Raw genomic sequence first — 23,095 nt, forward strand, 5'->3', positions numbered from 1 at the left:
TTTTACCAGATAAATGCGATAAACGAAAAATAATTTCCTTAAGATCAGATCCATAAATCCATAGCAAAAATGTTGCCGGACAAGTTTCGGCCACCATTCCCCACAGGCCAAGGTAAAATAAATCAAGCTCATATTAAGCATCATCGGGTGTCAAGCAAGAAAAATTCAGCGGCGAGGATTTTTGATGTTGCAGATGTCACCTTCACCCGGTCATCAATACGATGGCCGACCAACCAGACAGGTTGGCGCTGATCAGAAAGAATCGGCGTGTCGACTCTATCCTTTCTGGAAATATGATGATCAATGAAATATTTTTTCACCTTTTGGGATCCCTTGCCACCTAGGGGAATAAATCGATCTCCGGGCCGCTTGGAACGTAGCGTCAACGGAAGCCGGAGCCGATCCATATCGAAAAAGGCCTGGTGGGGGCCGATTTTCTGCCACGGTGGCACCTGATCCGGTCCACAGGCAAAAAATGTCATGCCGATGCCCATGGGGTCAAATTGGATTGTGCATGGCAAGAACAACGGGACGTCGATCTGTTTTCCTACTGGATCGGCCAAATTTTGCCGATCCACGGGACGACGGTAGTCCTTGACCCTTGAAATCTGCAATTGGTTTTGATTGATGCAGACGCGGATACCGCGGGGCAAATGCACGCTTTTGCCGTCGGTACCTTTCCAGATCAGCCACTGTACATCCTGAATGTGAGCGAAGCTGATTCGTCGCAGGGTGCCGCAAACATCGAACAGTGCGCGTCGAATCAACCGTCGCAGCAAAGCGGGATGCATCCTTTTTAGGGCATTGGTATTGAAAATCAGACTGCCTTCTTTGTGCCCAACAATCGCATCGGTATATGCCGGTGTGATCAGGCCGTCTATCCATTCCTCCTCGGTGCGCATTACATCGGCCAACTGACTCAACTGTCTTTGGATGCGCGGGTTGTATGCGGATGAAATAAGCGGCAACAAGTGGTGACGGATGCGGTTGCGCATCAATCGAAGATCCTGGTTGCTGGCATCGGTCGCCCAGGGGATGTCATTTTTTTCGGCATAGGCTTCGATCTGTGAGCGCCGAACCTGGATGAGCGGCCTTAAAATACGGTTTTGGCGCAAGGGGGCGATACCGGCAAGACCCAGTGGGCCCGACCCGCGCAAAATAGCCATCAGCACCTGTTCGGCATTGTCATCCAGGTGATGTCCCAGCGCCAGCTTGGAAAAGTTTGCGTCTCGCATGATCTTTTTAAAAAATGCGTATCGAACGCGCCGTGCCGCTTCTTCGAGCGATAGCTTGAGCCCTTGCCTGACCCTTGCCACATCGGCCCTGACCATATAAAAGGGAAGCCCCAGGCGCGTTGCCGCCTGCCTGGCGATGCGGGCATCGTGGGCGGCGCATGCCCCTCTTAGGCCGTGATTGAGATGGGCCACCCCGAGGCTGATTTTGAAATCCGACGCCAAGCGATATAAAAGGTCGAGCAAGACCATTGAATCCGGGCCGCCGGAAACACCGACCAGTACGCGGTCACCCGGTATCAGCATGTGATAGGCGACCAGTGCGCGTTTAACCTCGGCCAGTAGGTTGGATGGATCAGATTGTGTTGCGGATGGTGACATGAATCAGTTCGGCGGTTTTTCGGTCCCAGAAGCCAATGCGTCCGCACCGGACGGCCACTTCGGTCATATTGTTATCCGTGGCACGCATTCTCACCGTCACAGGCGATCCATCATTTTGGTGCGCTCTGATCAAGGTTGCATCGTTTTCCTGCTTTTTCTCATCGACAGCGATTTTAAGGTAATTCAGGCTCTGAATGGTCGCGTCGTAGGTCTGGTTGACGTCGGCTGCGTAAGCGCTGATCAATTCTCCTTTAACATATGTATATACCCCGGCGCCGGCGCCGGCACCGATAACCAGGGCGGCACAGCCGGTGATGATGGATAAGACGAGTAGTAGGCCAACCAAGAGAACGGATCGTGCCATGCGAGGTCCCTTCCGATTCAATTCTGGGGATTTTTTTATATCTTCGTAACCTATTGATTTATTGCATAGCAGGCGCGAAGTCAACACTTCAGCGCTGATCCTGCAAATAGGCTTTGAGATACCGTCCCACGAATACGGCTCACTTATCTCTTGAAAAAGCAGGGTGATCTGTACTATAGAGGCTGCGGTTGTGCTAGGCGGGGAGCCAGCGGTGCCCTATACCCGAAATCCGCTTTATGCGGGGCTGAATTCCCTCCTGAGAGTTAATTGCGATACAATCAGGTCATTTTGACCGGCCGCCGCGCAACAGACGGTCTCGAACCTCGTCAGGTCCGGAAGGAAGCAGCGATAAGGGATGCAGTCTGTGTCGTGGATCGATCCCGGTCAGATGGTGACACTGATTTTTCGGATTATCCCGATGGGGGGTGCACAACCAACTTTTCTTCAATCTGCACACCATTTAGAAATAATCCCCTGAAAAGTAGCAACCTACCAGATTTACAATTAATTATTTTAGTCGTCCAAGGCCTTGGCTTATCCTTGACAAGCCACCATCTGGTCTTATTATCTAACAACTTTGCGGTCTTGATTGTTGTCAAGCGCAAATAATTCAAGCGCTTTTAAACGGTCAGACGCCCACCGGCCTCTTACAATGAGAAAATAAAGCATAATCAGGAGAGACAGGAGCTGATGGCAAAAAAGAAAAATATTATTATCGAGGATGAGAGCGAAAGAAATTCCGAGGATGCACCTTCAACGTTACCAAATGAAAATGGGCAGGCGGATGAAGCGTCAGAAACCGTGGATCCGCTGAAGGAGCTCGAAGAAAAAGTAAATGCCGCCCAGGCGGAGGCGCGTGAGAATCATGACCGTATGTTAAGGATGGCCGCTGAATTTGAAAATTACAAAAAGCGGACCAACCGCGAAATGGAAGACTTGAAAAAGTACGCCACCGAAAATTTGATTCGCCAATTGCTCACCATTGTAGACAACCTTGAGCGTGCGATTGAATCGGCTTCAGCTGACAACCAAAATGGTCAAAGTGTCGTTGATGGCGTGTCGCTGACGCTGGCCGAGGTGATGAAAATTTTGGAAAAGCACCATGTCGCGCCGATTGAGGCATTGGGGGAGCCGTTTGATCCGACATTTCACCAGGCCATGTGTCAGGAGGAAAGCCAGGATCATCCACCCAACACGGTGGTACAGGAATACCAAAAAGGATACATGATCCATGATCGGCTGCTGCGTCCCGCCATGGTCGTGGTTTCCAAAGCTTCCCAAAAGGGGCAAACACAAGAGAAATCAGTTGATACCAACGCATAATTAATTTTTACACTATAGGATTGTTGAAGGTTAAGGAGGAATACCATATGGGCAAGATTATCGGAATCGATCTGGGGACCACCAATTCCTGCGTGGCGGTCATGGACGGCGGCGATGCAAAAGTCATTACCAACGCGGAAGGGGGGCGGACCACCCCGTCGGTTGTGGCCGTCAGCGAAAGTGGAGAACGGATGGTGGGTCAGGTTGCCAAACGCCAGGCGATCACCAACCCGGAAAACACGGTTTTTGCCGTCAAGCGGCTGATTGGTCGTAAATTTTCGTCTGCCGAGGTTCAGAAAGATGTCCAGATTCTTCCTTACCACATCAAACAGGCGGAAAATGGCGATGTTCGCATCGACTTGAGAGGAAAACTGCATAGTCCGGCCGAAATTTCTTCGTTTATTCTCGCCCACATCAAAAAGTACGCCGAGGATTATTTAGGAGAAACGATTACGGATGCGGTCATTACCGTACCGGCCTATTTTAACGATAGTCAGCGCCAGGCCACAAAGGACGCCGGTAAGATCGCCGGCCTCAACGTACAGCGCATCATCAACGAACCCACCGCCGCCTCGCTGGCCTATGGTCTGGACAAACGTACCGAGGAAAAGATTGCTGTTTTCGACCTGGGTGGGGGGACCTTCGATATTTCAATCCTTGAGATCGGTGAAGGTGTGTTTGAAGTCAAGTCCACCAACGGTGATACGCATTTGGGCGGTGAGGATTTCGATCTGCGCCTGATCGACTATCTGGCTGACGAGTTCAAAAAAGATCAGGGGATCGACCTGAGAAGTGACAAAATGGCTTTGCAGCGGCTTAAAGAGGCGGCTGAGAAGGCAAAAATGGAACTCTCTTCATCCATGGAAACCGATGTTAATCTCCCGTTCATCACCGCCGATGCCAGTGGTCCCAAACATCTGAATGTCAAGATCACGCGGGCCAAACTCGAAGGATTGGTGTCCGATTTGTTGGATAAATTGGAACCGCCTTGCCGCATGGCAATAAAGGATGCCGGACTGTCGACGGGAGAGATCAATGAAGTCATCCTCGTTGGCGGCATGACCCGGATGCCGGCGGTTCAGGATCGGGTCAAACGGATTTTTGGCAAAGATCCTCACAAAGGCGTGAATCCCGATGAAGTGGTGGCGCTGGGTGCGGCCATTCAGGGCGGCGTACTCAAAGGGGATGTAAAAGATGTCCTGCTCCTGGACGTAACCCCGTTGTCCCTTGGAATTGAAACCCTGGGCGGGATCATGACCAAGCTGATCGAAAAAAATACCACGATCCCGACCCGCAAGAGCCAGGTGTTTTCCACCGCCGCAGACAACCAGCCGGCAGTGTCCATTCATGTTCTGCAGGGGGAACGTGAAATGGCGGCCAACAACAAGACGTTGGGACGCTTTGAACTGGTGGGCATCCCGCCGGCGCCCCGCGGTGTTCCTCAGATCGAGGTGACCTTTGACATCGATGCCAACGGGATCGTGAACGTATCGGCCAAGGATATGGCCACCGCTAAGGAACAGTCTATCCAAATCACGGCTTCCAGTGGCCTTTCCAAAGAAGAGATCGACAAACTGGTCAAGGATGCCGAGATGCATGCGGATGATGACAAGAAGAAAAAGGAATTGGTTGAAGCCAGAAACCATGCCGACACCCTTATCTATTCCACCGAAAAATCCTTGAAAGATCTGGGCGATAAGGTGGACGCTGAAACGCGCAGTAAAATCGAAACGGCTTCAGCAGCACTGAAGAAGGCCATGGAAGGGGAAGACGTGGCGGAAATTCAGCGGTTGAGTGAAGAACTCACCCAGGCCTCCCATAAAGTGGCCGAAGCCATGTACAAACAAGCCTCCGAAGCGGGCGCTGCCGGTGGCGCACCTGGTGCGGATGCTGCCGGCGATGCGGGTGCTGGTGGCGGCGCTGGTGCTGCCGATGATGATGTGGTGGATGCCGATTTTGAAGAGGTGAAGGATAAAAAATAGTTAGGTCTAAAGCCGCCCATTATTCGATGAAGGGCGGTATTGGCAGCCTGATTCGATGTCAATAAAAAGCCACGCCCCCTAAAAGCGTGGCTTTTTCATTTTTGATGAACTCGCAAAAAGTCACCGTTTGAACGGATTCGTAAAAAGCGCGAGATCAAGGCTTGCGAATCCTGAGGAATATTGCTACCGCGGGTGCCGAAGGCAGCGTACGAATCGTACTCCGCAGTGACGAAGGATGAAGCGTAACGCCGATATCGGACTTTTTACGAATCCGTCATACCTGAAAGCTTTCTTCCTGACCGGCATATTGTTTGCGCAGTTTGGGTTTTTCAATTTTGCCGGTGGGATTGCGGGGGACATCCGCGAAAATGATTTTGCGGGGGCGTTTGTATCGAGCCAAGGCGCCGCAATAGTCTTCCACTTGTGTTTTCGTCAGGCTGGCGCCGTCTTTTACCTGGATGATGGCGGTGGCGATTTCTCCCAAGCGCAGGCTGGGCAGGCCAATCACGGCGGCATCCTGGACCTGGGGATGGCCCATCAAAAAATCTTCGATTTCAACGGGGTAAATGTTTTCTCCACCGGTGATGACCACATCTTTTTTGCGGTCCACCAGCCAGATGAACCCCTCTGTGTCCACCCGGGCCACATCACCGGTGAGCAGCCAACCGTCAACAATGGTCTCGGCCGTGGCTTCGGGATTTTTATAATATTCTTTCATTACGCCGGGGCCCTTGATGATCAACTCGCCGGGCATTCCCACGGGCACCGGATTTAACTGCTCATCGACGATCTGAAACTCCCAGTCAAAACCGGGAACACCGATGGCACCGACTTTGTGCCGGTTCTCCACCCCCAAATGAATGCACCCGGGGCCGGTGCTCTCGGTCAATCCGTAATTGGTGTCGTACTGGTGGCTGGGAAAATGCTTCTGCCATTCCCGGATCAGGCTCGACGGCACCGGTTGGGCGCCGATGTGCATGAGGCGCCACTGGTCCAGTTGATAATTCTTTAATTTGACATCACCGCTTTCAATGGCAAATAAAAGATCCAGCGCCCAGGGGACCAGGAGCCAGACAATGGTCACCTGTTCTTCGGAGATGGCCTCTAAAATCCATCGCGGTTCGATGCCCTTGAGAATGACGGCCTTGGCCCCGACAATGAAATTCCCGAACCAGTGCATCTTGGCGCCCGTATGATACAGGGGCGGGATGCAAAGAAAGTTGTCCGCATGGGTCTGGTTGTGATGGCGGTTTTCCACATAGCAGGCATGTTCCAGGTTGCGGTGGGTCAGCCGGGTGGCCTTGGGGGTGCCGGTGGTGCCGGAGGTAAAATAAAGGGCCGCGTCATCACTGATATCCATGGCGATTTTTGGGTCTTGGGTCGGAAAATCGGCGATCCACTGATCCAGGGATTCGGCCCAGGCCGGCCGTATTTCCTCAGGCCCGGCGAAGATGAATGTTTTTACATGACACCCGATATCGTCTCGAATCTGGCTTACCCGGTCGATGAATTCCTCTCCGAAGATAAACGCTTTGGCCTCGGCCGTGTGGGTGCAACCGGCAATGGTCCGGGCGACAAACCGGAAATTCAAGGGCACAGCCCAAGCACCGGTGCGCAGGATACCAAAATAAGCCGGTAACCACTGGATGCTGTTCATCATCAGGTGAACGACACGGTCTCCTTTTTCAATTCCCCTGGCGATCAGCCCTTGGGCGATGGCATTGGCCTGATCGTCAAACGTTTTCCAGCTAATTTCAACCCGGCGATTTTTTGCCGGTTCGCGTTCGATGAGGGCGGTCTGCTGGCCAAACATTCTAGCATTTCTGGCGAGGATCTCAGTAATCAGCATGATTTTTATTTCCTGTTTGTAATAGTCGCTTTGGTTCACCGTCATACGCATGGCGGTAAACGAAGGGGCCATAGCAAAATGCCGCCGGATGGTCAAGCATACGCGGCGAATTGTTTACCTGCGCCCTAAGTTGACGGGGATGGGCTCTGCGTGGGAATGAGGGCAAAATTAGGTGAAATTAGAGCCAAACCCTGTAAAAGCTTTCATCTATTTTGTGAAAAAGATACCATAAAACCACCTGCTCAGCGCATTCATTGATAATGATAACCTATCAGAAATATTACGATTAGAAAAAAATGAAATTCTTGCATACTTTTTGCTATGTTTATCGAAAAATCGATCAAGCGCCAGTTCCAATTGTACCGCCTCTTGTTTTTTCCTCCAGCTCATCCTGATCTGATCCAGGACCCCATGTTGTTTTAATACGTTTAAAAGTTTTATTTGACGTCATCTCGACGCGGGCCGGAATCCGTGTTTTCAAGATGTTCTGGATGCCGGATCAAGTCCGTTATGTCGAATCTGGCACTTTTTACAAGTTGATCACTTCTTCAAATTGAGAAGAAGACGTTTCAAAACGCCTGATGATCCTGAAAAGATGAACTTAAAAAAGCATTGCTCCTTAAACGACACGATTTCCTTTCTTGAGATGATAAACGCCTGTGTCTGCTGCGACAATCACAAGGACTTGTATCAAATCGTGGACAAGCTGAAAACGCTGACCCATTCGGTATGTGCAATCTTGACCTATAGTGAATACATGGCCGTGCTGAACGGAAGCACCGCTGAAATTCATTCCGCGAATTTTGGTTTTCCGGAAGATTTCTTGAGGCGGTATTTTGCCAAAAAACTGTTTAAAAATGACATTCCGGTGATGGCTTTCAGCAAAACGTTCGAATTGCAGAACTGGCGGGAGTGCAACAATATCTACAACGAAGGAAAGCAAAACCGGATTGATGAGGAACTGAAAGCCTACGGCATTCGTGACGGCTGGGTCTACGGTGTACGCGATTTTACGCGGACAAAACTCACCACGATCTCCATCGGGTCGGGAATTATCGATGCCACCGACCGCACCAAAGCAATCATCCGGATGATAACGCCTCATATTGCCGAAGCTTACAATCGGGTTCGAAAAGTGGAAAACCTGCAGCAGTATCATTTGACGAAACGGGAAGTAGAAGTATTGAACTGGCTCAAGGAAGGAAAAACTTCCTGGGAAATATCCCGGATTTTAAAAATCAGCCAAAGATCCGTTAATTTTCATATTGATAATGCGAAAAACAAACTCAACTCAACAAACCGAACTCAGGCCGTGGCCGTTGCTTTGGGTGCTGAATTGATCACACTTTGACTCAGACCTAAACTGGGCGATTGTCGCGCTTGACACCTATCTGTCGAGCCATTGGACGGCTTCGTAACGATTATTTACCTCAATCTTTTTGAAAATCCGGTGAATATGGGTTTTTACGGTATGGGGGCTGATGCATAGCCGATCGGAGATATCCGTATTGCTCAGGCCTTTTTTCATCAGATTGAGAATCTCTTGTTGCCTTCGGGTAAGAAGAATTTCCCCGCGTGGCGGCTCGGCAGGTCCTTGTTTGCAGTTGAACAGGTGCTGTTCGAGTATTTTGCGGGGATACCAGAATTCATCGTTCAGGACGGCATCGATGGCTTTCGAAAACATCGATATGGACTGGTCGTTATAGAGAATGCCGTCCAGCCCCCGCTTCAGTGCTTTTTTATCACAATCGCTTTGGGGCTCGACATTGAAGCACACAACCTTGCAATTGTGATTTTGGAGAAAATTTCGCTTGAAACGGGTGCGTCGGCATACCTTTCTGATTCCCCTGGACGCACAATCAAGAAAGATCAACAGCGATCGATCAAAGCCAGGGCCGGACAACCTCAGCGTTTTTAGATTGCTGCTTTGAATGCTCTGACAACAAACAAAACGGGTGTGTGTTGACAGGTATTCTGCCAGCACGTCGTTGTTAAACGAGTAGTCCCCCGCGACATAGATGTGAGCCGGTTCAAGTGAGGATGCAGTATTCCTGCACGCGGTACAGTTGATCATGTTCGCCATGGTCTCTTCAGTTCTGTCAATTCAATTCAAATCAATTCAGTTCAGATAACCGTTCCATTGGAATCGAAATGCTGAACGCATATGCCGTTAATAAAGGGTAAATCAACAGCGAAGAACAATATAACGCTTTGTTGCGATTAAACTTTGACCCAAATTAAGAAAATTGGTAATGCCTGAAAAAATCGTTTGCCCAGCGTGAAGCATGAAGGCGGTTGGTTACGTTTAATTTTTTATAGATTTTGTAAAGATGATTTCTAACGGTATTCATGCTGATCTGCATGGTGTCGGCAATTTCCTGGTTACTGCTCCCCGCGGTCAGGTGCTTTAAAATTTCAATCTCACGATTGGATAGCAATTCTCCACGGTGACTATCGTGCTCGGTATCATCATTCCGGTTAGCGCGGATACACGCGCTAAGCAATTGCCGGGGCAGCCACAGATGATCGGCCAGTATGAGTCTGATCCCTTTATTGATTGTTTCCGGCGGATCATCGAGGTAAAAAATGCCTCGAATTTTATAACGGAAGGTCATTGTTGCCAATCGGTTATTGGAGAAGTCGACATTGTAAAGTGCAATGAAAGACTGCTCGGATGCATGGGCGGTGATCGTGTCCAGATTGTCCTGGATCGCCTCCGGTGTTAAACCATGGCAGTCGACCAGAATAAAACAAGGTTTGGTAAGGGGCAGGATCGCCATTCCTTGGGGCAGGTGGTCATACCATTGCGGGGTTACCGAGAATTCCATGTTCAGTTGCATCATCAGCGATTTGGACGGATTCAGGTGGGCACTGACAATCAGGAATTCAGGTAGACTCTGATAGTTGGCGATGGAACAGGAGTAGGTGTTCACTTTAATAGCCCGCGACAGTTAGGTGTTAGAATAGCATGTATTCAAAATCGTACTGAAACGCCGGACAAAGCAAGCTGAAAGCTTGGGGCGATGTTTATTCTATATTTTTATAACTGTTTGCCTTGGCCCAATTGGACGCTTGCATACGGTTCGTCACCTGGATCTTTCGGTAAATGTTGTAGACGTGCGTTTTTACCGTATGCTGGCTGATGTCGTATTTTTGGGCGATGCCGCTATTGTTCATGCCTTTGGCGATACAGTGAAGTACTTCCCGTTCACGGTTTGATAACAGTTCCCATTGTTTTTTCAGTCCCGACACGTCCGGAACGGTTGCCGTCGGCTGTAACTCCTGAGATGAAACCCGGGAAAGCCATTTCCCGCCTGCGAGGATTGCCCGCATGCCTTTAATAAAGGCAGCCATGGAATCGTTCCGATAAAAAACACCGCCGACAATGCCGCTATCGATAAATTCTTTGAAATCATCGCCGTTATTGGCATTGAACAGGACGATCCGGGCCTTGCCGGCAATTCGCTTGGCATTCAGCCGGATAAGCTTTAAAAGCGTATCTGTCTCACAGGCCATACAGTCGATCAGGTACAGTGTGGCATTGACATCCAATTGATCTGTATCCGGTCCCATCGGACAAACAGCGTTGTCGTTGCACCCGGCACCCACTGCCGTCCGCAAGATTGCTGCCAGGGACTGCCTCAGGGCCCGGTTGGAACTGAAAACATGAATCAGGCCTGACTCCCCTGCACGGGTCAATTGATCATCAACAAAAGCAATAGATCTCACCTGTGCTGTCTGCAATGCCTTCATGTCGCCAACTATTATCGCTGCTGAAAGTAATGCATACGTTTAAATATAGGAGAAAAAATGATAGCTGAATATATATTAACCCTAAAATAAACTGTCAATAAAAAAGTAACCTGTGAAAAATGACAGGTTTTATGTAAGCTTCTGATAAAATAATAAAAAATATCGCTTTTCGATGGGCCGCCATTGAATCGGTTGTAGCGGGCAATGTAATAGAACGGAAGAAGAACTTGGACGGACTTTTGTGTTGTCGGATGAGAATCGGAAGGGTGGCCGGTCCATGGACATGCATCCCGGTAAGTAAACAGATGGTGCGAATGCAACCAGGCTAGGCAGGACTGTCCAACAAGGGCAGTCGTTTTTGAAACGGAAGTATTAGGAAAAGTGTCGGAGGGGTACAAAGGATCAATACCGAAGCAATGGCCATTTTAATCCCACGAATCCCAAAATTGCTGTGGAGATCAGCAAAAGGGTGCCAGGCGCGGGGACAGTGCTGTTCTCCTCGCCTTGCACATCAAGAAAGGATTCGTAGAAATAAAAATCACCGCACAGCCTGGTGATGGTCACCGACAACTGGCCGCTACTGTTCAGCGCGGCAATACCGGCTATGGAAAAGTCAAGTTCGATATTGCTATAGTCGATTTCAACGATGGCGTCATTCCACCATGCTCCGGGAAGATCGATATAAGCCACTTCAATCCAATCCGCGAAATAGCCGGCGTCGTCTCTCAGATTGATGGAGAGACTGTAGCTGGTTGCCCTGTCCACACCCACGTCAAATCCGTTGTCGGTGATGTCGTGCAAATAGCCGTAGGATTCAAAACACGTATTAAAATACACCGGGCTATCCGGGGTATACGTGTCTGTCCAATTCGCATGCACCGGTGCCGTGATGATCAGCAATAGACAGGTCAGGCAGAGTGAGAGGACTGAAAACCGGTTTTTGTAATTCACGGAGTGGATCTCCTTCGGCGCTATAGGCAGGCGGCAGCATGAATGGCGCCGGTTATTCTGGTATGCCCGGCGCCAACAGATCATTTTGCAATCAAGAGCAATTTTTATTTTAACCCTAAAAAAACAAAAATCTGAAACGCTTAGTTTGGGTTTACGTTCAGCCTTTAAACACCTGCCTGCGGAACATGAACAGGCCTGAGAAGGCCGTTCCGATTAGCAGGCCGATTGAGGGGATGGGTGTGGATGCGAAACCATCACCACTACTGGTATCTGTAGACAAAATTTCCAAATTGAAGGTGGTGGAGGGAACATTATCAAAATTAAGCACTGCAATTGCCCATGTATTTATTCCATCTGTATCCCAGTTAGTACCGCCGAAACTGACAGAGCCGTTAGAAATTTCTGTAAGATTGTTATAGACCAGTCCAAAAAAAATCTGCTGAGTAGATTCAACGTTAAAAGTTATGTCATCGTTCCAGTCCCAGGAAGTCCAGTTACTTACGTTACCAGCGCCGGTAAAGCTATAATAAAAAGCAGTATTCGAAGGGAGCCCAATAGGATCCACACTCACTAACATTTGATTATCCTGGCTATTATTAGCATCATAACCATCTACAAGATAAAGACTGACAGATCCAAATGATGGGCTAACCATAACCAAAGTAAGCAAAATTGTAAGGAACAGTTTTATTAAACTTTGTTTCATCCCTCTCCTCCTCTGTGACAGTGGCTCACTCAAAATGTAAAACTGAATAACTTCAGAAAAAAAGAAGCAGCCTTTCCATGAATAGTCTATCTATAGCAACCGAATAGGGGAATAATCAATACGATGTAAGTTGTATTTTAGTACTATAATGTATTTTGAAACCCGATGGAATCGCTGATCTCAGCGCATCTTCCCGGTAGCGGGATCTTCGACCGGCGTCTGATGGTATGCCGCATAGAGGGTTATAGGGGGATTGGCTTGGTGTTTAAATTGATGGAACCCTCCGACTCGTGCAAGATCCAGGTAGTAAAAAATAACCCTTTCTTCCGATTGATTTACTTTTTTCCTCTCTGCTACAAAACAGTCGCATTGTTGATTAGGCAGGTGAATCGATTCGCCTTTTTTAGAGACGTGTAATCGAGAAAGCGGAGCTATATCTTCTTATCAAAATTTTTTTTAATTGCTTACATTATGATGCCGGCAATCTGTAAAATGATGTAATACTTCTTGGGGGAAGAAATACTAAAGAAAAGGTGCTTATGAAACGAACCCAGATTCAACTCCATAACGGACAGTTGAAATGGTTGAAAAAAGAGGCACTGGAACAGGGCATTTCAATGTCCCAGTTGCTCCGTGACATCATCGATAGTTTCAGGATGCAGGCTGAACGAGATCGGCAAGTGGATTCCAACAAGGCCTTCGCCCTGGAGGCCGTGGGACGCTTTTCCTCAATGCGTACCAATGCATCCTGAAAAAATCTTCATCGATACATCCGCTTTTTGCGCGCTGATTGACAGTGCCGACCAATATCACCAGTGCGCCAAGATGCTCTGGCCTTCGCTGCTGGAGAAAAATGTCGCGCTCCTCACCAGTAGCTATGTGGTTGCAGAAACCATGAACCGCATACAGGATCTTTTGGGTTACGAGGCTGCGGATCTCTGGTACAAGGCCGTGCTTGGTGTTGTGGACGTCAAGTGGGCGGATGAATTGCAGCACGCATTGGGATATGAATTGTGGATGAGTCTGGGCCGTTTAGGGTTCAGTTTCGTGGACTGCGTCAGTCAAATTTTGATGAATCGCCATCAGGTTAAAAAGGCATTTTGCTTGTTACCTGGTACCTGATTCGTGCAAGAGGTGAATTGATGATAGGCGCTAATTCAAACACACTACTCGCTGAGAATTGGAGATTGTCATTTCGGATTCTGGAAGGTGTCCATTTGAACAGTCGTAACTCGGAATTGTCGACGGTCAATATCGTGGATGGCAACATGCGGTTTTTCAGTCCCACCAGAATTGAATCCGGAAAGATAATTGCTCTGGAGATGTGTCCCGAAACCCCTGGAAGGAATATTATCGCAACGGCAAAGGTGGTGTGGTGCAAGTCCCGGCCAAAGAAGAGCCGACATCTTGTAAACATCGAATTCCTCTGGATCGGCTGGAAGGACCCGTCCATTCAAAATGCGATCGCTGAGTTTATCAATGAAAGCATTGAAAAAATCGATGGCATCGCCTGCAACTGCGAAAGTTACAGGTCCATTACCGGCGTCATGCTCGCCCTCGGCTACCTGAGTTCGTTTGTTTTTATCGGGTATTTATTGTTTAGCTGATCAACCTCAACAACGAAACAACCTCCCGCCATACCCGATTTTGACAAAATGCGTTTGATGTCATATTATAACATCACATTGAATCTAAAATATGACATCGTCTGTCGGGGGTTCTTATGAAATCCGTTACAATCAGGGGTGTTGAAGAAGCGGTTTCTGAGAAACTGAAAACAGTTGCGGCCGAACAAGGTAAAAGTGTCAATCAATTCACAATTGAAATCATTAAAAAAAGCCTTGGATTTGATAAAGAAAAAAAATTTACCCGAGAATATCAGGATTTGGATGACTTGTTTGGCAGGTGGAGCCAAAAGGAGTTCGAAGAGATAAATGCCAAAATCAGCCAAAACAGGCGAATTGATCCGGAGCTTTGGGATTGAAGAGCGTATTGCTTGATACAAATATCTATTCTCTGGCGATGAAAGGCGACACGGATATTGTCAATGCCATTCGCAAAATTGATCGCATTGGCTTTTCTGCAATCAGTATTGGTGAGCTTTTATCAGGCTTTAAAGGAGGTAGCCTTGAAAAGAAAAATAGGGAAGAACTCAATATTTTTCTGGATTCTCCCAGGGTAGTTGTTCATAACATTGATGAAACGACTGCCGATTTTTATGCCTCTGTTCTAAATACCCTCAAAAAGGCAGGAACACCAATTCCAACGAACCATATCTGGATCGCAGCGGTTGCTTTTCAGCATGGCTATAAAATTTTCTCGAAAGATCGACATTTTGATATCGTGCCTGGCTTGGTTCAATACTCAGCATAGCACACTGCAACCAAAAGACTTGCAAATGGCTATCTAAATGGCTATCTTGTACTTGAGATTAGATAGTCCGAATTAAACAGAGGGTCGCATAATGGAAAACCAATTCACCATATCTGAGGCCAAAAATAAATTGCCAGCGATTGTTCACGCCGTCGAAAAAGGGCCGTCAGTACAACTGACACGGCGCGGTCGTCCAGTTGCAGTCTTATTGTCAATCAAGGAATATGAGGCACTTTGTCAAAATCGTGTTGGCTTTTGGAATGCACTGGCTACATTTCGGGAAAATAACCAAATTGTCGATTTCTCTGATCAGGATTTTGAAAACCTGAGAGATAGATCGCCGGGGAGAAAGGTAGATTTGACATGCTGAGGTATCTTTTAGATACCAATGTCCTTTCTGAGATGATTAAACCTGTTCCCAATAAACATGTCATGAGAAAAGTCAAGCTTTATCAAAACGAGATTGCAACGGCATCACCGGTTTGGCACGAACTGAAATTTGGATGCCTTCGTCTTCCTGCTTCCCGAAAGCGTTCGATGATTGAAGCCTTTCTGTCAGAAGTTGTAAAATCGACATTATCGATTCTTCCTTATGATGAAACCGCAGCAACGTGGCATGCAGAGCAGCGGGCTGCGCTCACCAGGTCGGGAAGACAACCGGCCTTTGTCGATGGACAAATAGCCGCTATTGCTATAGTGAATCAAATGATTCTGGTTACAGGAAATACATCGGACTATGAAGGATTTTCTGATTTGCTGGTTGAAAACTGGCATGCATAAGAGACCTGATTCCCGTTCAAGCAGACCGTTTTTTCCACCTCAGCACTCGTGTCTCAGGACTCAGCACTCGCGTCTCAGTACTTTGCTTTTATGGTTCCAGCACTTCGGTCTTATCCCACGCATCACTCATAACTCATCACGCATCACGGCTTCCAGCCCTCTGTTCACAGATCACCGATTACCGTTCGTTGAAGCCGGATTGGGAAACGCATATTTTCATCCCCGCAAGTTCCCCTTGTTGAGTTGATTCACGCGATCGCCTTTGTTAATCGTGGGCTTAAACATCCGTATCCAGCCACACAATGTCGCAACCGGACGTCTGACTCGACAAAACTGGTTTGTTCACAACATTGGCTGGAAGATGACCTATAACGAGATCCTTGAAACCTGGGGCAGCTTTATGGAATGGGGACGATATCTGCTTGAAGGAGGGGTTGCCACCGCACAACCCGGTAAATCGAGTATTTTCAGCAAACTCAAAAGGGTGCTGCTTTTCAATATCGATCGACAGGCGTTGAATGCTGTGGGGACTTGATGAAAGGCGTTTCTTGGATATTTTGAAACGTTCCGCAAGTTTCCTAATAATCCTTTCTTCGTGCTCTTTGCGTCTCAAGCGAAGCGGGTGTGAGTATAAAAAATAAAAAATCGGATAATTGGACGAATCTACCTTTATTAATTTTTTTTTGACATAAGGAACTATAGAATGTCCCGCAAATTTCCCGGGCTTTCTTTTAAGTGTTTCAATTTTACCGCGCTATTTAAAATATTGACTTTAAAAATATCCATGCTATTTTTAAGGTATGTTTGAACGATGGCTTGAAATACCCTCGAAAAAAAGTTGCTTGATTCTCGGTCCCCGGCGTTGCGGAAAAACTACTTTCTTGCGCCACCGGTATCCGGATTACAAATATGCCACACTGGATGATTTGGATCTCTTGGATTGGGCGAAAAAAGATCCCAAAGGATTTGTGACTGATCTTGGGAGTGCGGCGATCATTGATGAAATACAGCGGCTGCCGATTTTAACCGTGGCAGTGAAATATGCTGTAGATAACGAAGGTGCCAGGTTTATGATGACCGGCTCAAGTAGCCTGGGGCTGATGGATGCTGCTGCGGATACCTTGGCCGGGCGTATAGATATCCTTTCTCTGCCCACCCTGTGCTGGGGTGAATCAGCAGGTCCGGGGACGCATTCGATTTTTTCAGAAAAAGCAGCGTTCAGTCAGATTAAAACTGGCTGGCGATCCTTACAGATTGCCCTTGAATGCGGTCTGTTTCCAGAAGTAGAGGCATTGGAAAATGAACCGGACAGGCGGTCGCAGCTTCAGAATTATAAAAACACCTACTTTACCAGAGATCTCATGCAGCTTTCCAATATCGAGAATTTGGATGGGTTGATGGGTATCTTTCACAATCTGGCCAGATCCATCGGATCTCATCTGGAAGTCTCCAATTTCGCTCGGGAATCCGGGTTGAGTCATCAAACGACCAAGAAGTACCTCAATGCATTGAACCAGGCACAGCTGACTTTCAAGTTGCATGGATTTCAATATGGACCGGCAAAGCGCTATCTTAAGGCTGCCAAGACTTATTTTTCAGATAACGGCATTCTCGGCAGCTTCAATGTGGATGTCGCTTTCGGGCAGCGTCTGGAAAACTTCGTTATTTCGGAGCTGGAAAAGCGGCGAAAGATAGGCCTTCTGCCGGTGGAGCAATTATTTTACTACAAAAGTGCGGCTGGCCATGAAATCGATCTTCTTTTTGAACTGGATGGCTGCATTTATGCCTGCGAGGTAAAAGCCTCCCAACGGCCTGGGCCCAAAGCGTTCCGTAACCTCAGAAATTTCGAGGATCGACTAAAGCGGCCCGTGAAGCGGTTTCTTTTCTACATGGGAAATGAGTACAAGGATCAGGATGGCGTTGCAATGATTCCGGTTGCTGCGCTTTTTAACGGGCGATAGGTGCTTAAACCGGCCATGCCTTCACACCGATGATCATCAGCCCCAGACGCTGTTTCAACCAAAAAAGCAAGAATTATTAATAATCTGTGTAATATTTTCAGGGTGTCGCTCTTTGGAAAGACCGATCTGCGGTTGTGGATTTAAATTTCCGTTACCCATAACCCATCACGCATTACTCATAACTGATTCAGTCTCACGCCCGCTGTGCTCAAGCCGCAACATATCGCGGAAAAAGAAGCGGTAATGAAAAAGCGTTTAAGCGTTGACATGTTGTGCGAAGATGCAGTGTTGATCCTAACGCCTAACGCCTAACGCCTAACGCCTAACGCCGGTTTCTCGCTTTTCCCGCATGTCTCGCAGGTTTCCTTTTGCAATCAGCGCGCATCCGCGAAGATCCGCGTCCCAATTTCTGACAACTGACTTCTGATCTCTGTCAGTCCTTTGCGCATCACTCATAACGCATCACCGATCACAAACTTCTGGCTTTTTATCTCAGTGAACTGGCAACTGTTTCCCGCGTTTCACGCCTTTCCCGCGTGTCTCGCAGATTTCCTTTTACAATCAGCGTGCATCCGCGAAGATCCGCGTCCCAATTTTTGACAACTGACTTCTGATCTCAGATTTCTGACCTCAGGTCTCGCTTCTCAGCAATCAGTACTAGTTTTTATGGTCTCAGCACTTCGGTCTTATCCCACGGATTACCGATCACCGATTACCGTCGGTTTCAACCGGATTGGGAAACGCATAAAATCATGCCCGTAGCCGAATTTCCCCGAATTTCACTGAAACTTTTAACGATATTGATAGTGTTTACCCACTGTGGTATTTATTCAATATTAAAAAAGATAATGATATAGGGACGACGCTATGCATAAATATACAGCTGTAATCGAAAAATGCCAGGAAACAGGGATGTATGTTGGATACATTCCAGGCTTTCCAGGTGCTCATTCGCAAGGTGAAACCCTTGATGAATTAAATAGGAATCTTAAGGAAGTTGTGCAAATGCTATTAGAGGATGGTACGCCGAAATTTGATGGTGAATTTATCGGCACTCAGCTTATCGAAGTAGCTTAATCATGGGTAACCTGCCGGTTTTAAGACCAAAGGCAGTCACCCGAGCCCTTGAAAAACTGGGAATTGTTGAAATTCGTCAAAAAGGCTCCCATAAACAATTCCGGCATGAAGATGGAAGATGTACAACAGTGCCGTTTCATTCCGGGAGAGACATTTCACCAATTTTACTAAAACAAATTCTTAAGGACATCGGTCTCACCATCGAAGACTTTCCATTTAAAAAATAAGTGTTCCAGCCCGGACTGGTAGAAAAACAGGTAGGGCAGGAAAGAAAACGCATAAAATCATGCCCGTGCCCAAGTTTTCCCTACAAAAAAGCAAGCGGTAAAATATGAACGAATAAAAGCATGGATGTCCCCATTATTCCCCCAACTGCGGCTGAAAAATTGACTATCAGCATTGGCCATGATAGATGGCAATTAAGTCGTGATATTGAATGATTAAAATGTTTTTTGCGATATCGAGGTGATTTTATGGGGCAACAACAAATCCTAAATACTTTATCTGCATAAACAATTTGGTCTCCTGTCAATTGGGTTATTTGGCTCCTATGCGAAGAGTCAGGAACGGCCTGATAGCGATACAGACCTTCTTATCGAACTGGCTGAACCCCGTTTTTCTTACCTTGCAGGTCTACAAATCTATTTGGAGCAAAAACTGGGACAACCCATTGAACTGGTGCGTAAACGCAAAGGCATGAGCGAACAGTTCTTAGAGCGTATAGAAAAAAATATTCATTATGTCTAAAGATGAAACCATCGATATCCTGCTTAGGGCTCGCGCAAAAATAACTTCACATTTTCAGCGCCCATCCATCCCGCTCAGCGGCGTTGCGAAAACACGGAATATGCCTGATATTCCTTTGTCTTCGCGCCTTGCTGAGCGGGCGCCTGAACACTGACAATTTGTGAATTTATTTTTGCGCGAACCCTTACAGAAAATGAAGAATGATCTCTCGTGATTTTATCCAAAGATCTTTTAGTGCTGTGCATTTAATCTGGTGACTCGCGTCTCATCACTCATCACCCATTACAGGATAACGGCTCTTAACGCTTTTCCCACGCGTCTCGCAGGTTTCCTTTTACAATCCGCGTGCATCCGCGAAGATCCGCGTCCCAATTTCTGGCAACTGTTTCCCGCGTTTCGCGCCTTTCCCGCGTGTCTCGCAGTTCCTCCAGAGCCGTCAACTGGTAACCGTGAACCATCGACTGTATCAACCTTTTTTACGCTCCCAACGTTCTAAACGATTTCAACGAACTTAGCGGATATGCATAATTTGTCAACAACGTCCCCAAAAAATCAGAACGTATCAAGTTAGTGAAAGCGTCCCCATAATCCTTCCAACAAAAACTTTGCATTTCATGAAATTGTAATGTATGTTCATGAAAAGGTTGAAAAGGAGGGAATATGTCGAATTTACAGATCAAGGGAATCGATGAAGGCTTGTATCAGCAATTAAAGCAATGGGCAGCCGATGAGAATCGATCTGTGAGTCAACAGGTCCTTTATCTAATTCGAAACCATCTCGCTAGGAAACATCAAACGCATGAGCTCAAAACTTCGGCGCAGGCTTTACTATCATTGGCGGGATCATGGGAGGATCCACGGACAGCGGATCAAATCGTTCAGGACCTAAAAAATGCCCGTCGCTCATCGCGTAAACTGGCAAAGGGTTTGCCCTGATGTATTTGTTAGATACGGATACGATAATTTACAGCCTCAAGGGAGAGCAAAACGTCGTTCAAAATCTGGCTATACACATGAACGATCCCTTGAAAATAAGTGTAATCGTTCTACTTGAACTTTACTATGGTGCCTATAAATCCCAGAAAAAGAATTCTAATCTGGCAAAGGTAAGACATATTGAAAAGTCTTTCGATGCAATTCCGGTTGACTTTTTGATCTCTGAAACATTCGGTATGCTTAAGTCACAGCTGGAATCCAAGGGGACGCCTCTTGATGATTTCGACCTTATTATTGCTGCGACAGCATTGGCTCACAATTTGATTCTGGTGTCAAACAACGAGAAACACTTCCGTCGAATCGATGGGCTTAAACTTGTCAACTGGAATAAGTGAAATCGGAATGGGAAACGCATAAAATCATGCCCGTCCCCGAGTTTGCACATATGACTAAAACGCGCTCAGATCCTTGCTGTAAAAAGTTAGATGTGCTACTTTTTTGCATATAAAAAAGAATGTTGCCGAAGGCATAATTGCTTTAGCCATAAATTGAATAAACGATGTTTTCTATAAGGTTTTGATATGAAAAGGCATTTTCCGATTGTCATCGAACAGGACGAAAACGGTGTCTATATTGTTAATTGCCCCTCATTTAAGGGATGTCGTAGTTAAGGCAATACAATGGAGGAGGCTATCGAAAACATTAGCGAGGCCATTGAAGTCTGTTTGATGGAAGAATCCGATGACCTCCCTCCCTCCCTGACTTTTGTCGGCATTCGAGATTTGGAATTAGCCGTTTCATGACTGACAACCCATCAATATCATTCAAGAATTTAATAAAAAGGGATAGACAATTGGGATTCGAGTCTGTTCGGCAAAAAGGATCACATATCAGATTCATTCATCCAGATGGCAGAAAAACCACAATACCCGATCACGGCAGTAAAACTGTCCCTGTTGGTCTCCTTTCTAAAATCGTGCGCTATGACTTGGATATGGATTTGGATTCTTTTCTAAAAGATTGAATTTTGATTATCTGTAAACAGAGAGCCCAGCGCATGGTACCGAGCTTTTTTGTATACCGTCCATTGTTCACTATGCCGAATGCCCATCCCCGAGTTTTCGTCCAGAACGCCTGTGAGTGATGGCAAAAGGCAGTTTGGTCCAGCCCCGAAGGTGCATTTGAACTGCGGGAGAGGCAATCGGCCTATAATGCGATTTTTAGCCCTGAAAATCGTAAAATAGACCCCCAATAGACCACTTTTTTCAGCCTTTTTATTTTATTTGCAGTTGGTTGGCCTGGCCCGTCCCCAGACCAGTCGCCAACTGTTTCACGCCTTTCCCGCGTGTCTCGCAGGTTCCCTTTTACAATCCGCGTGCATCCGCGAAGATCCGCGTCCCATTTTCTGACAACTGACTTCTGATCTCTGTCAGTCGTTTGCGCATCACTCATAACGCATCACCGATCACGGCTTTAAGCCCTCTGACCTCTGGTCTCTCTCAGCACTTTGCTTTTATGGCAATCAGGCAAAGAAACAAATAAAGAGGGAATTGCATGCAATCTTATCTTTTGTGCTCTGAAAAAAAAGCCTTGTCATGACATCGTCCGGTCATTATAATTGATTAATCATTTAAGGAGGTGCTTATGACTGTGGCGAAAACTTCGAAATCAACACGCATTGATGTGCGAGCAAGCATCGCCGTAAAGCAGCTGCTACAGGAAGCTGCTCAATCCTGTCACAAGAATGTTAGTGAGTTTCTGCTGGAAGCCGGTATTAATGCTGCCAATCATGCTTTGGCGGACCGGTTGCATTTTGGACTGGATGAAAAAAAGTGGGAACTGTTTCTTCAAACGTTAGACCGCCCGGTACAAAAGAAACCCAAACTTGAGAAACTACTTAGTGAGCCGGGATTTTTGGATTGAACGGTTTTCAATATAGTCTGATCCGCAAGCTGACTATCGATGATTATACTGAGAATTTTGATTGCGGCAGCTATTCCTTAAATGAGTTCTTGCAGCGATACGCACTCATCAACCAGAAGGCGGGTGGCGCACAAACCTATGTCTGCTGCAAAGATAAACAAATTGTAGCATTTTATAGCCTGGCCGTAGGAAGTGTGGAGCCCCAAAGAGCTCCTGCCAGAGTGATGAAGGGGTTGGCTCGCCATCCAGTGCCAGTGGTCATTTTAGCCAGGCTTGCCGTAGACAAGATACATCAAAAGAAAGGTTTGGGACGTGCCCTTCTCAAGGATGCACTTCTACGCACCGTGCAAGCAGCGGATATCGTAGGCATACGCGCGCTCCTTGTCCACGCGAAGAATGATGAAACCCGCCAGTGGTATCTGCAATGGGAATTTGAACATAGCCCTACTGATCCTTATCATCTATTCCTTCTTCTTAAAGACTTGAAGGCAATTGTTCAAAAGACGTAATTAAAGGCAGAAGAAATCAGCAAAATGCTTAGTGCACTGACCAGATCCATGAAAAAACTCATAACGCATCACCGATCACAAACTTCTGGCTTTTTATCTCAGTGAACTGGCAACTGTTTCCCGCGTTTCACGCCTTTCCCGCGTGTCTCGCAGATTTCCTTTTACAATCCGCTCGCATCCGCGAAGATCCGCGTCCCAATTTCTGACAACTGATCACTGTTCACCGATTACCGTTCGTTGAAATCGGA

At 47.1% G+C, this 23,095-nt stretch carries 27 protein-coding genes, 1 other RNA gene and 1 pseudogene; 21 read left to right on the forward strand and 8 right to left on the reverse strand.

Annotated elements, in window-relative coordinates:
* Nucleotides 1-140: 140 nt before the first annotated feature.
* Together tilS and Dvar_RS15220 are read right to left on the reverse strand one after the other, a co-directional pair.
* On the reverse strand, nt 141-1,613 hold the full coding sequence (gene tilS, locus Dvar_RS15215) for a tRNA lysidine(34) synthetase TilS (RefSeq protein WP_419662550.1): 1,473 nt from the start codon (nt 1,611-1,613) through the stop codon (nt 141-143).
* Nucleotides 1,588-1,977 (reverse strand): DUF3568 family protein, encoded by a 390-nt coding sequence (locus Dvar_RS15220; protein WP_419662551.1) that lies wholly within the window; start codon nt 1,975-1,977, stop codon nt 1,588-1,590. Before Dvar_RS15220 ends, tilS begins: the two co-directional genes overlap by 26 nt.
* A 188-nt stretch (nt 1,978-2,165) precedes the next feature.
* Between Dvar_RS15220 and ffs the strand changes: the two genes are divergently transcribed.
* The 3 genes from ffs (at nt 2,166) to dnaK (ending at nt 5,282) form a co-directional block, all read left to right on the forward strand.
* Nucleotides 2,166-2,410, forward strand: an RNA gene (ffs, locus tag Dvar_RS15225) — signal recognition particle sRNA large type.
* Nucleotides 2,411-2,667: 257 nt separating this feature from the next.
* The gene (grpE, locus tag Dvar_RS15230) at nt 2,668-3,300 is read left to right on the forward strand and encodes a nucleotide exchange factor GrpE (protein WP_419662552.1); all 633 of its coding nucleotides are present in this window, start codon (nt 2,668-2,670) and stop codon (nt 3,298-3,300) included.
* Nucleotides 3,301-3,347: 47 nt separating this feature from the next.
* Entirely contained in the window at nt 3,348-5,282 is a 1,935-nt protein-coding gene (gene dnaK / locus Dvar_RS15235) for a molecular chaperone DnaK (RefSeq protein WP_419662553.1), read from the forward strand.
* Between the two features lie 274 nt (nt 5,283-5,556).
* Here dnaK and Dvar_RS15240 read toward each other — a convergent pair whose 3' ends face one another.
* Nucleotides 5,557-7,131, reverse strand: coding sequence for a class I adenylate-forming enzyme family protein (locus Dvar_RS15240; protein ID WP_419664114.1), 1,575 nt, complete (start codon nt 7,129-7,131; stop codon nt 5,557-5,559).
* A gap of 595 nt (nt 7,132-7,726) precedes the next feature.
* On the opposite strand from Dvar_RS15240, the gene Dvar_RS15245 reads away from it, so the two are divergent.
* Nucleotides 7,727-8,482 (forward strand): LuxR C-terminal-related transcriptional regulator, encoded by a 756-nt coding sequence (locus Dvar_RS15245; RefSeq protein ID WP_419662554.1) that lies wholly within the window; start codon nt 7,727-7,729, stop codon nt 8,480-8,482.
* Nucleotides 8,483-8,518: 36 nt separating this feature from the next.
* Here Dvar_RS15245 and Dvar_RS15250 read toward each other — a convergent pair whose 3' ends face one another.
* The 5 genes from Dvar_RS15250 to Dvar_RS15270 all read right to left on the reverse strand — a co-directional run bounded on the left by Dvar_RS15250 (nt 8,519) and on the right by Dvar_RS15270 (nt 12,541).
* Complete coding sequence (locus Dvar_RS15250; RefSeq protein WP_419662555.1) at nt 8,519-9,214, reverse strand: response regulator transcription factor; 696 nt, start codon at nt 9,212-9,214, stop codon at nt 8,519-8,521.
* Between the two features lie 154 nt (nt 9,215-9,368).
* On the reverse strand, nt 9,369-10,064 hold the full coding sequence (locus tag Dvar_RS15255; protein WP_419662556.1) for a response regulator transcription factor: 696 nt from the start codon (nt 10,062-10,064) through the stop codon (nt 9,369-9,371).
* Nucleotides 10,065-10,158: 94 nt separating this feature from the next.
* Nucleotides 10,159-10,860, reverse strand: a complete 702-nt coding sequence (locus Dvar_RS15260; protein ID WP_419662557.1) for a response regulator transcription factor — start codon at nt 10,858-10,860, stop codon at nt 10,159-10,161.
* 426 nt (nt 10,861-11,286) lie between these two features.
* Entirely contained in the window at nt 11,287-11,835 is a 549-nt protein-coding gene (locus Dvar_RS15265; protein WP_419662558.1) for a hypothetical protein, read from the reverse strand.
* A gap of 157 nt (nt 11,836-11,992) precedes the next feature.
* Nucleotides 11,993-12,541: a hypothetical protein gene (locus tag Dvar_RS15270; RefSeq protein ID WP_419662559.1), complete on the reverse strand. Its 549-nt coding sequence runs from the start codon at nt 12,539-12,541 to the stop codon at nt 11,993-11,995.
* A 539-nt stretch (nt 12,542-13,080) separates the two neighbouring features.
* Between Dvar_RS15270 and Dvar_RS15275 the strand changes: the two genes are divergently transcribed.
* From Dvar_RS15275 to Dvar_RS15355, 17 genes and pseudogenes are all read left to right on the forward strand, one after another.
* Nucleotides 13,081-13,293 carry a hypothetical protein gene (locus Dvar_RS15275; RefSeq protein WP_419662560.1) on the forward strand — a complete coding sequence of 71 codons (213 nt, stop codon included), beginning with the start codon at nt 13,081-13,083 and terminating at the stop codon, nt 13,291-13,293.
* The gene (locus Dvar_RS15280; RefSeq protein WP_419662561.1) at nt 13,283-13,663 is read left to right on the forward strand and encodes a type II toxin-antitoxin system VapC family toxin; all 381 of its coding nucleotides are present in this window, start codon (nt 13,283-13,285) and stop codon (nt 13,661-13,663) included. Before Dvar_RS15275 ends, Dvar_RS15280 begins: the two co-directional genes overlap by 11 nt.
* Nucleotides 13,664-13,758: 95 nt before the next feature.
* Nucleotides 13,759-14,148, forward strand: a complete 390-nt coding sequence (locus Dvar_RS15285; RefSeq protein ID WP_419662562.1) for a hypothetical protein — start codon at nt 13,759-13,761, stop codon at nt 14,146-14,148.
* 116 nt (nt 14,149-14,264) lie between these two features.
* Entirely contained in the window at nt 14,265-14,525 is a 261-nt protein-coding gene (locus Dvar_RS15290; RefSeq protein WP_419662563.1) for an antitoxin, read from the forward strand.
* On the forward strand, nt 14,522-14,914 hold the full coding sequence (locus Dvar_RS15295; RefSeq protein ID WP_419662564.1) for a type II toxin-antitoxin system VapC family toxin: 393 nt from the start codon (nt 14,522-14,524) through the stop codon (nt 14,912-14,914). Before Dvar_RS15290 ends, Dvar_RS15295 begins: the two co-directional genes overlap by 4 nt.
* Nucleotides 14,915-15,005: 91 nt before the next feature.
* The gene (locus tag Dvar_RS15300; protein WP_419662565.1) at nt 15,006-15,284 is read left to right on the forward strand and encodes a type II toxin-antitoxin system Phd/YefM family antitoxin; all 279 of its coding nucleotides are present in this window, start codon (nt 15,006-15,008) and stop codon (nt 15,282-15,284) included.
* A complete protein-coding gene (locus tag Dvar_RS15305) occupies nt 15,278-15,694 on the forward strand; it encodes a type II toxin-antitoxin system VapC family toxin (protein ID WP_419662566.1) in 417 nt (138 codons plus the stop codon). The genes Dvar_RS15300 and Dvar_RS15305 overlap by 7 nt, the downstream gene beginning before the upstream one ends.
* A gap of 361 nt (nt 15,695-16,055) precedes the next feature.
* A complete protein-coding gene (locus Dvar_RS15310; RefSeq protein WP_419662567.1) occupies nt 16,056-16,229 on the forward strand; it encodes a hypothetical protein in 174 nt (57 codons plus the stop codon).
* 265 nt (nt 16,230-16,494) lie between these two features.
* Nucleotides 16,495-17,655 (forward strand): ATP-binding protein, encoded by a 1,161-nt coding sequence (locus tag Dvar_RS15315; protein WP_419662568.1) that lies wholly within the window; start codon nt 16,495-16,497, stop codon nt 17,653-17,655.
* A gap of 864 nt (nt 17,656-18,519) precedes the next feature.
* A pseudogene (locus tag Dvar_RS15320) lies at nt 18,520-18,732 on the forward strand (type II toxin-antitoxin system HicB family antitoxin); the annotation flags it as partial.
* A gap of 2 nt (nt 18,733-18,734) precedes the next feature.
* Nucleotides 18,735-18,959: a type II toxin-antitoxin system HicA family toxin gene (locus Dvar_RS15325; protein WP_419662569.1), complete on the forward strand. Its 225-nt coding sequence runs from the start codon at nt 18,735-18,737 to the stop codon at nt 18,957-18,959.
* Nucleotides 18,960-19,236: 277 nt separating this feature from the next.
* A complete protein-coding gene (locus tag Dvar_RS15330) occupies nt 19,237-19,479 on the forward strand; it encodes a nucleotidyltransferase family protein (RefSeq protein WP_419664115.1) in 243 nt (80 codons plus the stop codon).
* 660 nt (nt 19,480-20,139) lie between these two features.
* Entirely contained in the window at nt 20,140-20,415 is a 276-nt protein-coding gene (locus Dvar_RS15335) for a ribbon-helix-helix domain-containing protein (RefSeq protein ID WP_419662570.1), read from the forward strand.
* Nucleotides 20,415-20,810, forward strand: coding sequence for a type II toxin-antitoxin system VapC family toxin (locus Dvar_RS15340; protein WP_419662571.1), 396 nt, complete (start codon nt 20,415-20,417; stop codon nt 20,808-20,810). The genes Dvar_RS15335 and Dvar_RS15340 overlap by 1 nt, the downstream gene beginning before the upstream one ends.
* A 404-nt stretch (nt 20,811-21,214) precedes the next feature.
* A complete protein-coding gene (locus Dvar_RS15345) occupies nt 21,215-21,439 on the forward strand; it encodes a type II toxin-antitoxin system HicA family toxin (RefSeq protein WP_419662572.1) in 225 nt (74 codons plus the stop codon).
* Between the two features lie 620 nt (nt 21,440-22,059).
* Complete coding sequence (locus tag Dvar_RS15350) at nt 22,060-22,338, forward strand: DUF1778 domain-containing protein (protein WP_419662573.1); 279 nt, start codon at nt 22,060-22,062, stop codon at nt 22,336-22,338.
* Complete coding sequence (locus tag Dvar_RS15355) at nt 22,335-22,847, forward strand: GNAT family N-acetyltransferase (protein ID WP_419662574.1); 513 nt, start codon at nt 22,335-22,337, stop codon at nt 22,845-22,847. Before Dvar_RS15350 ends, Dvar_RS15355 begins: the two co-directional genes overlap by 4 nt.
* Nucleotides 22,848-23,095 lie beyond the last annotated feature (248 nt).

Origin of the sequence: Desulfosarcina variabilis str. Montpellier, from assembly GCF_048565275.1 — a bacterium.
Classification (GTDB): Bacteria; Desulfobacterota; Desulfobacteria; order Desulfobacterales; family Desulfosarcinaceae; genus Desulfosarcina; species Desulfosarcina variabilis.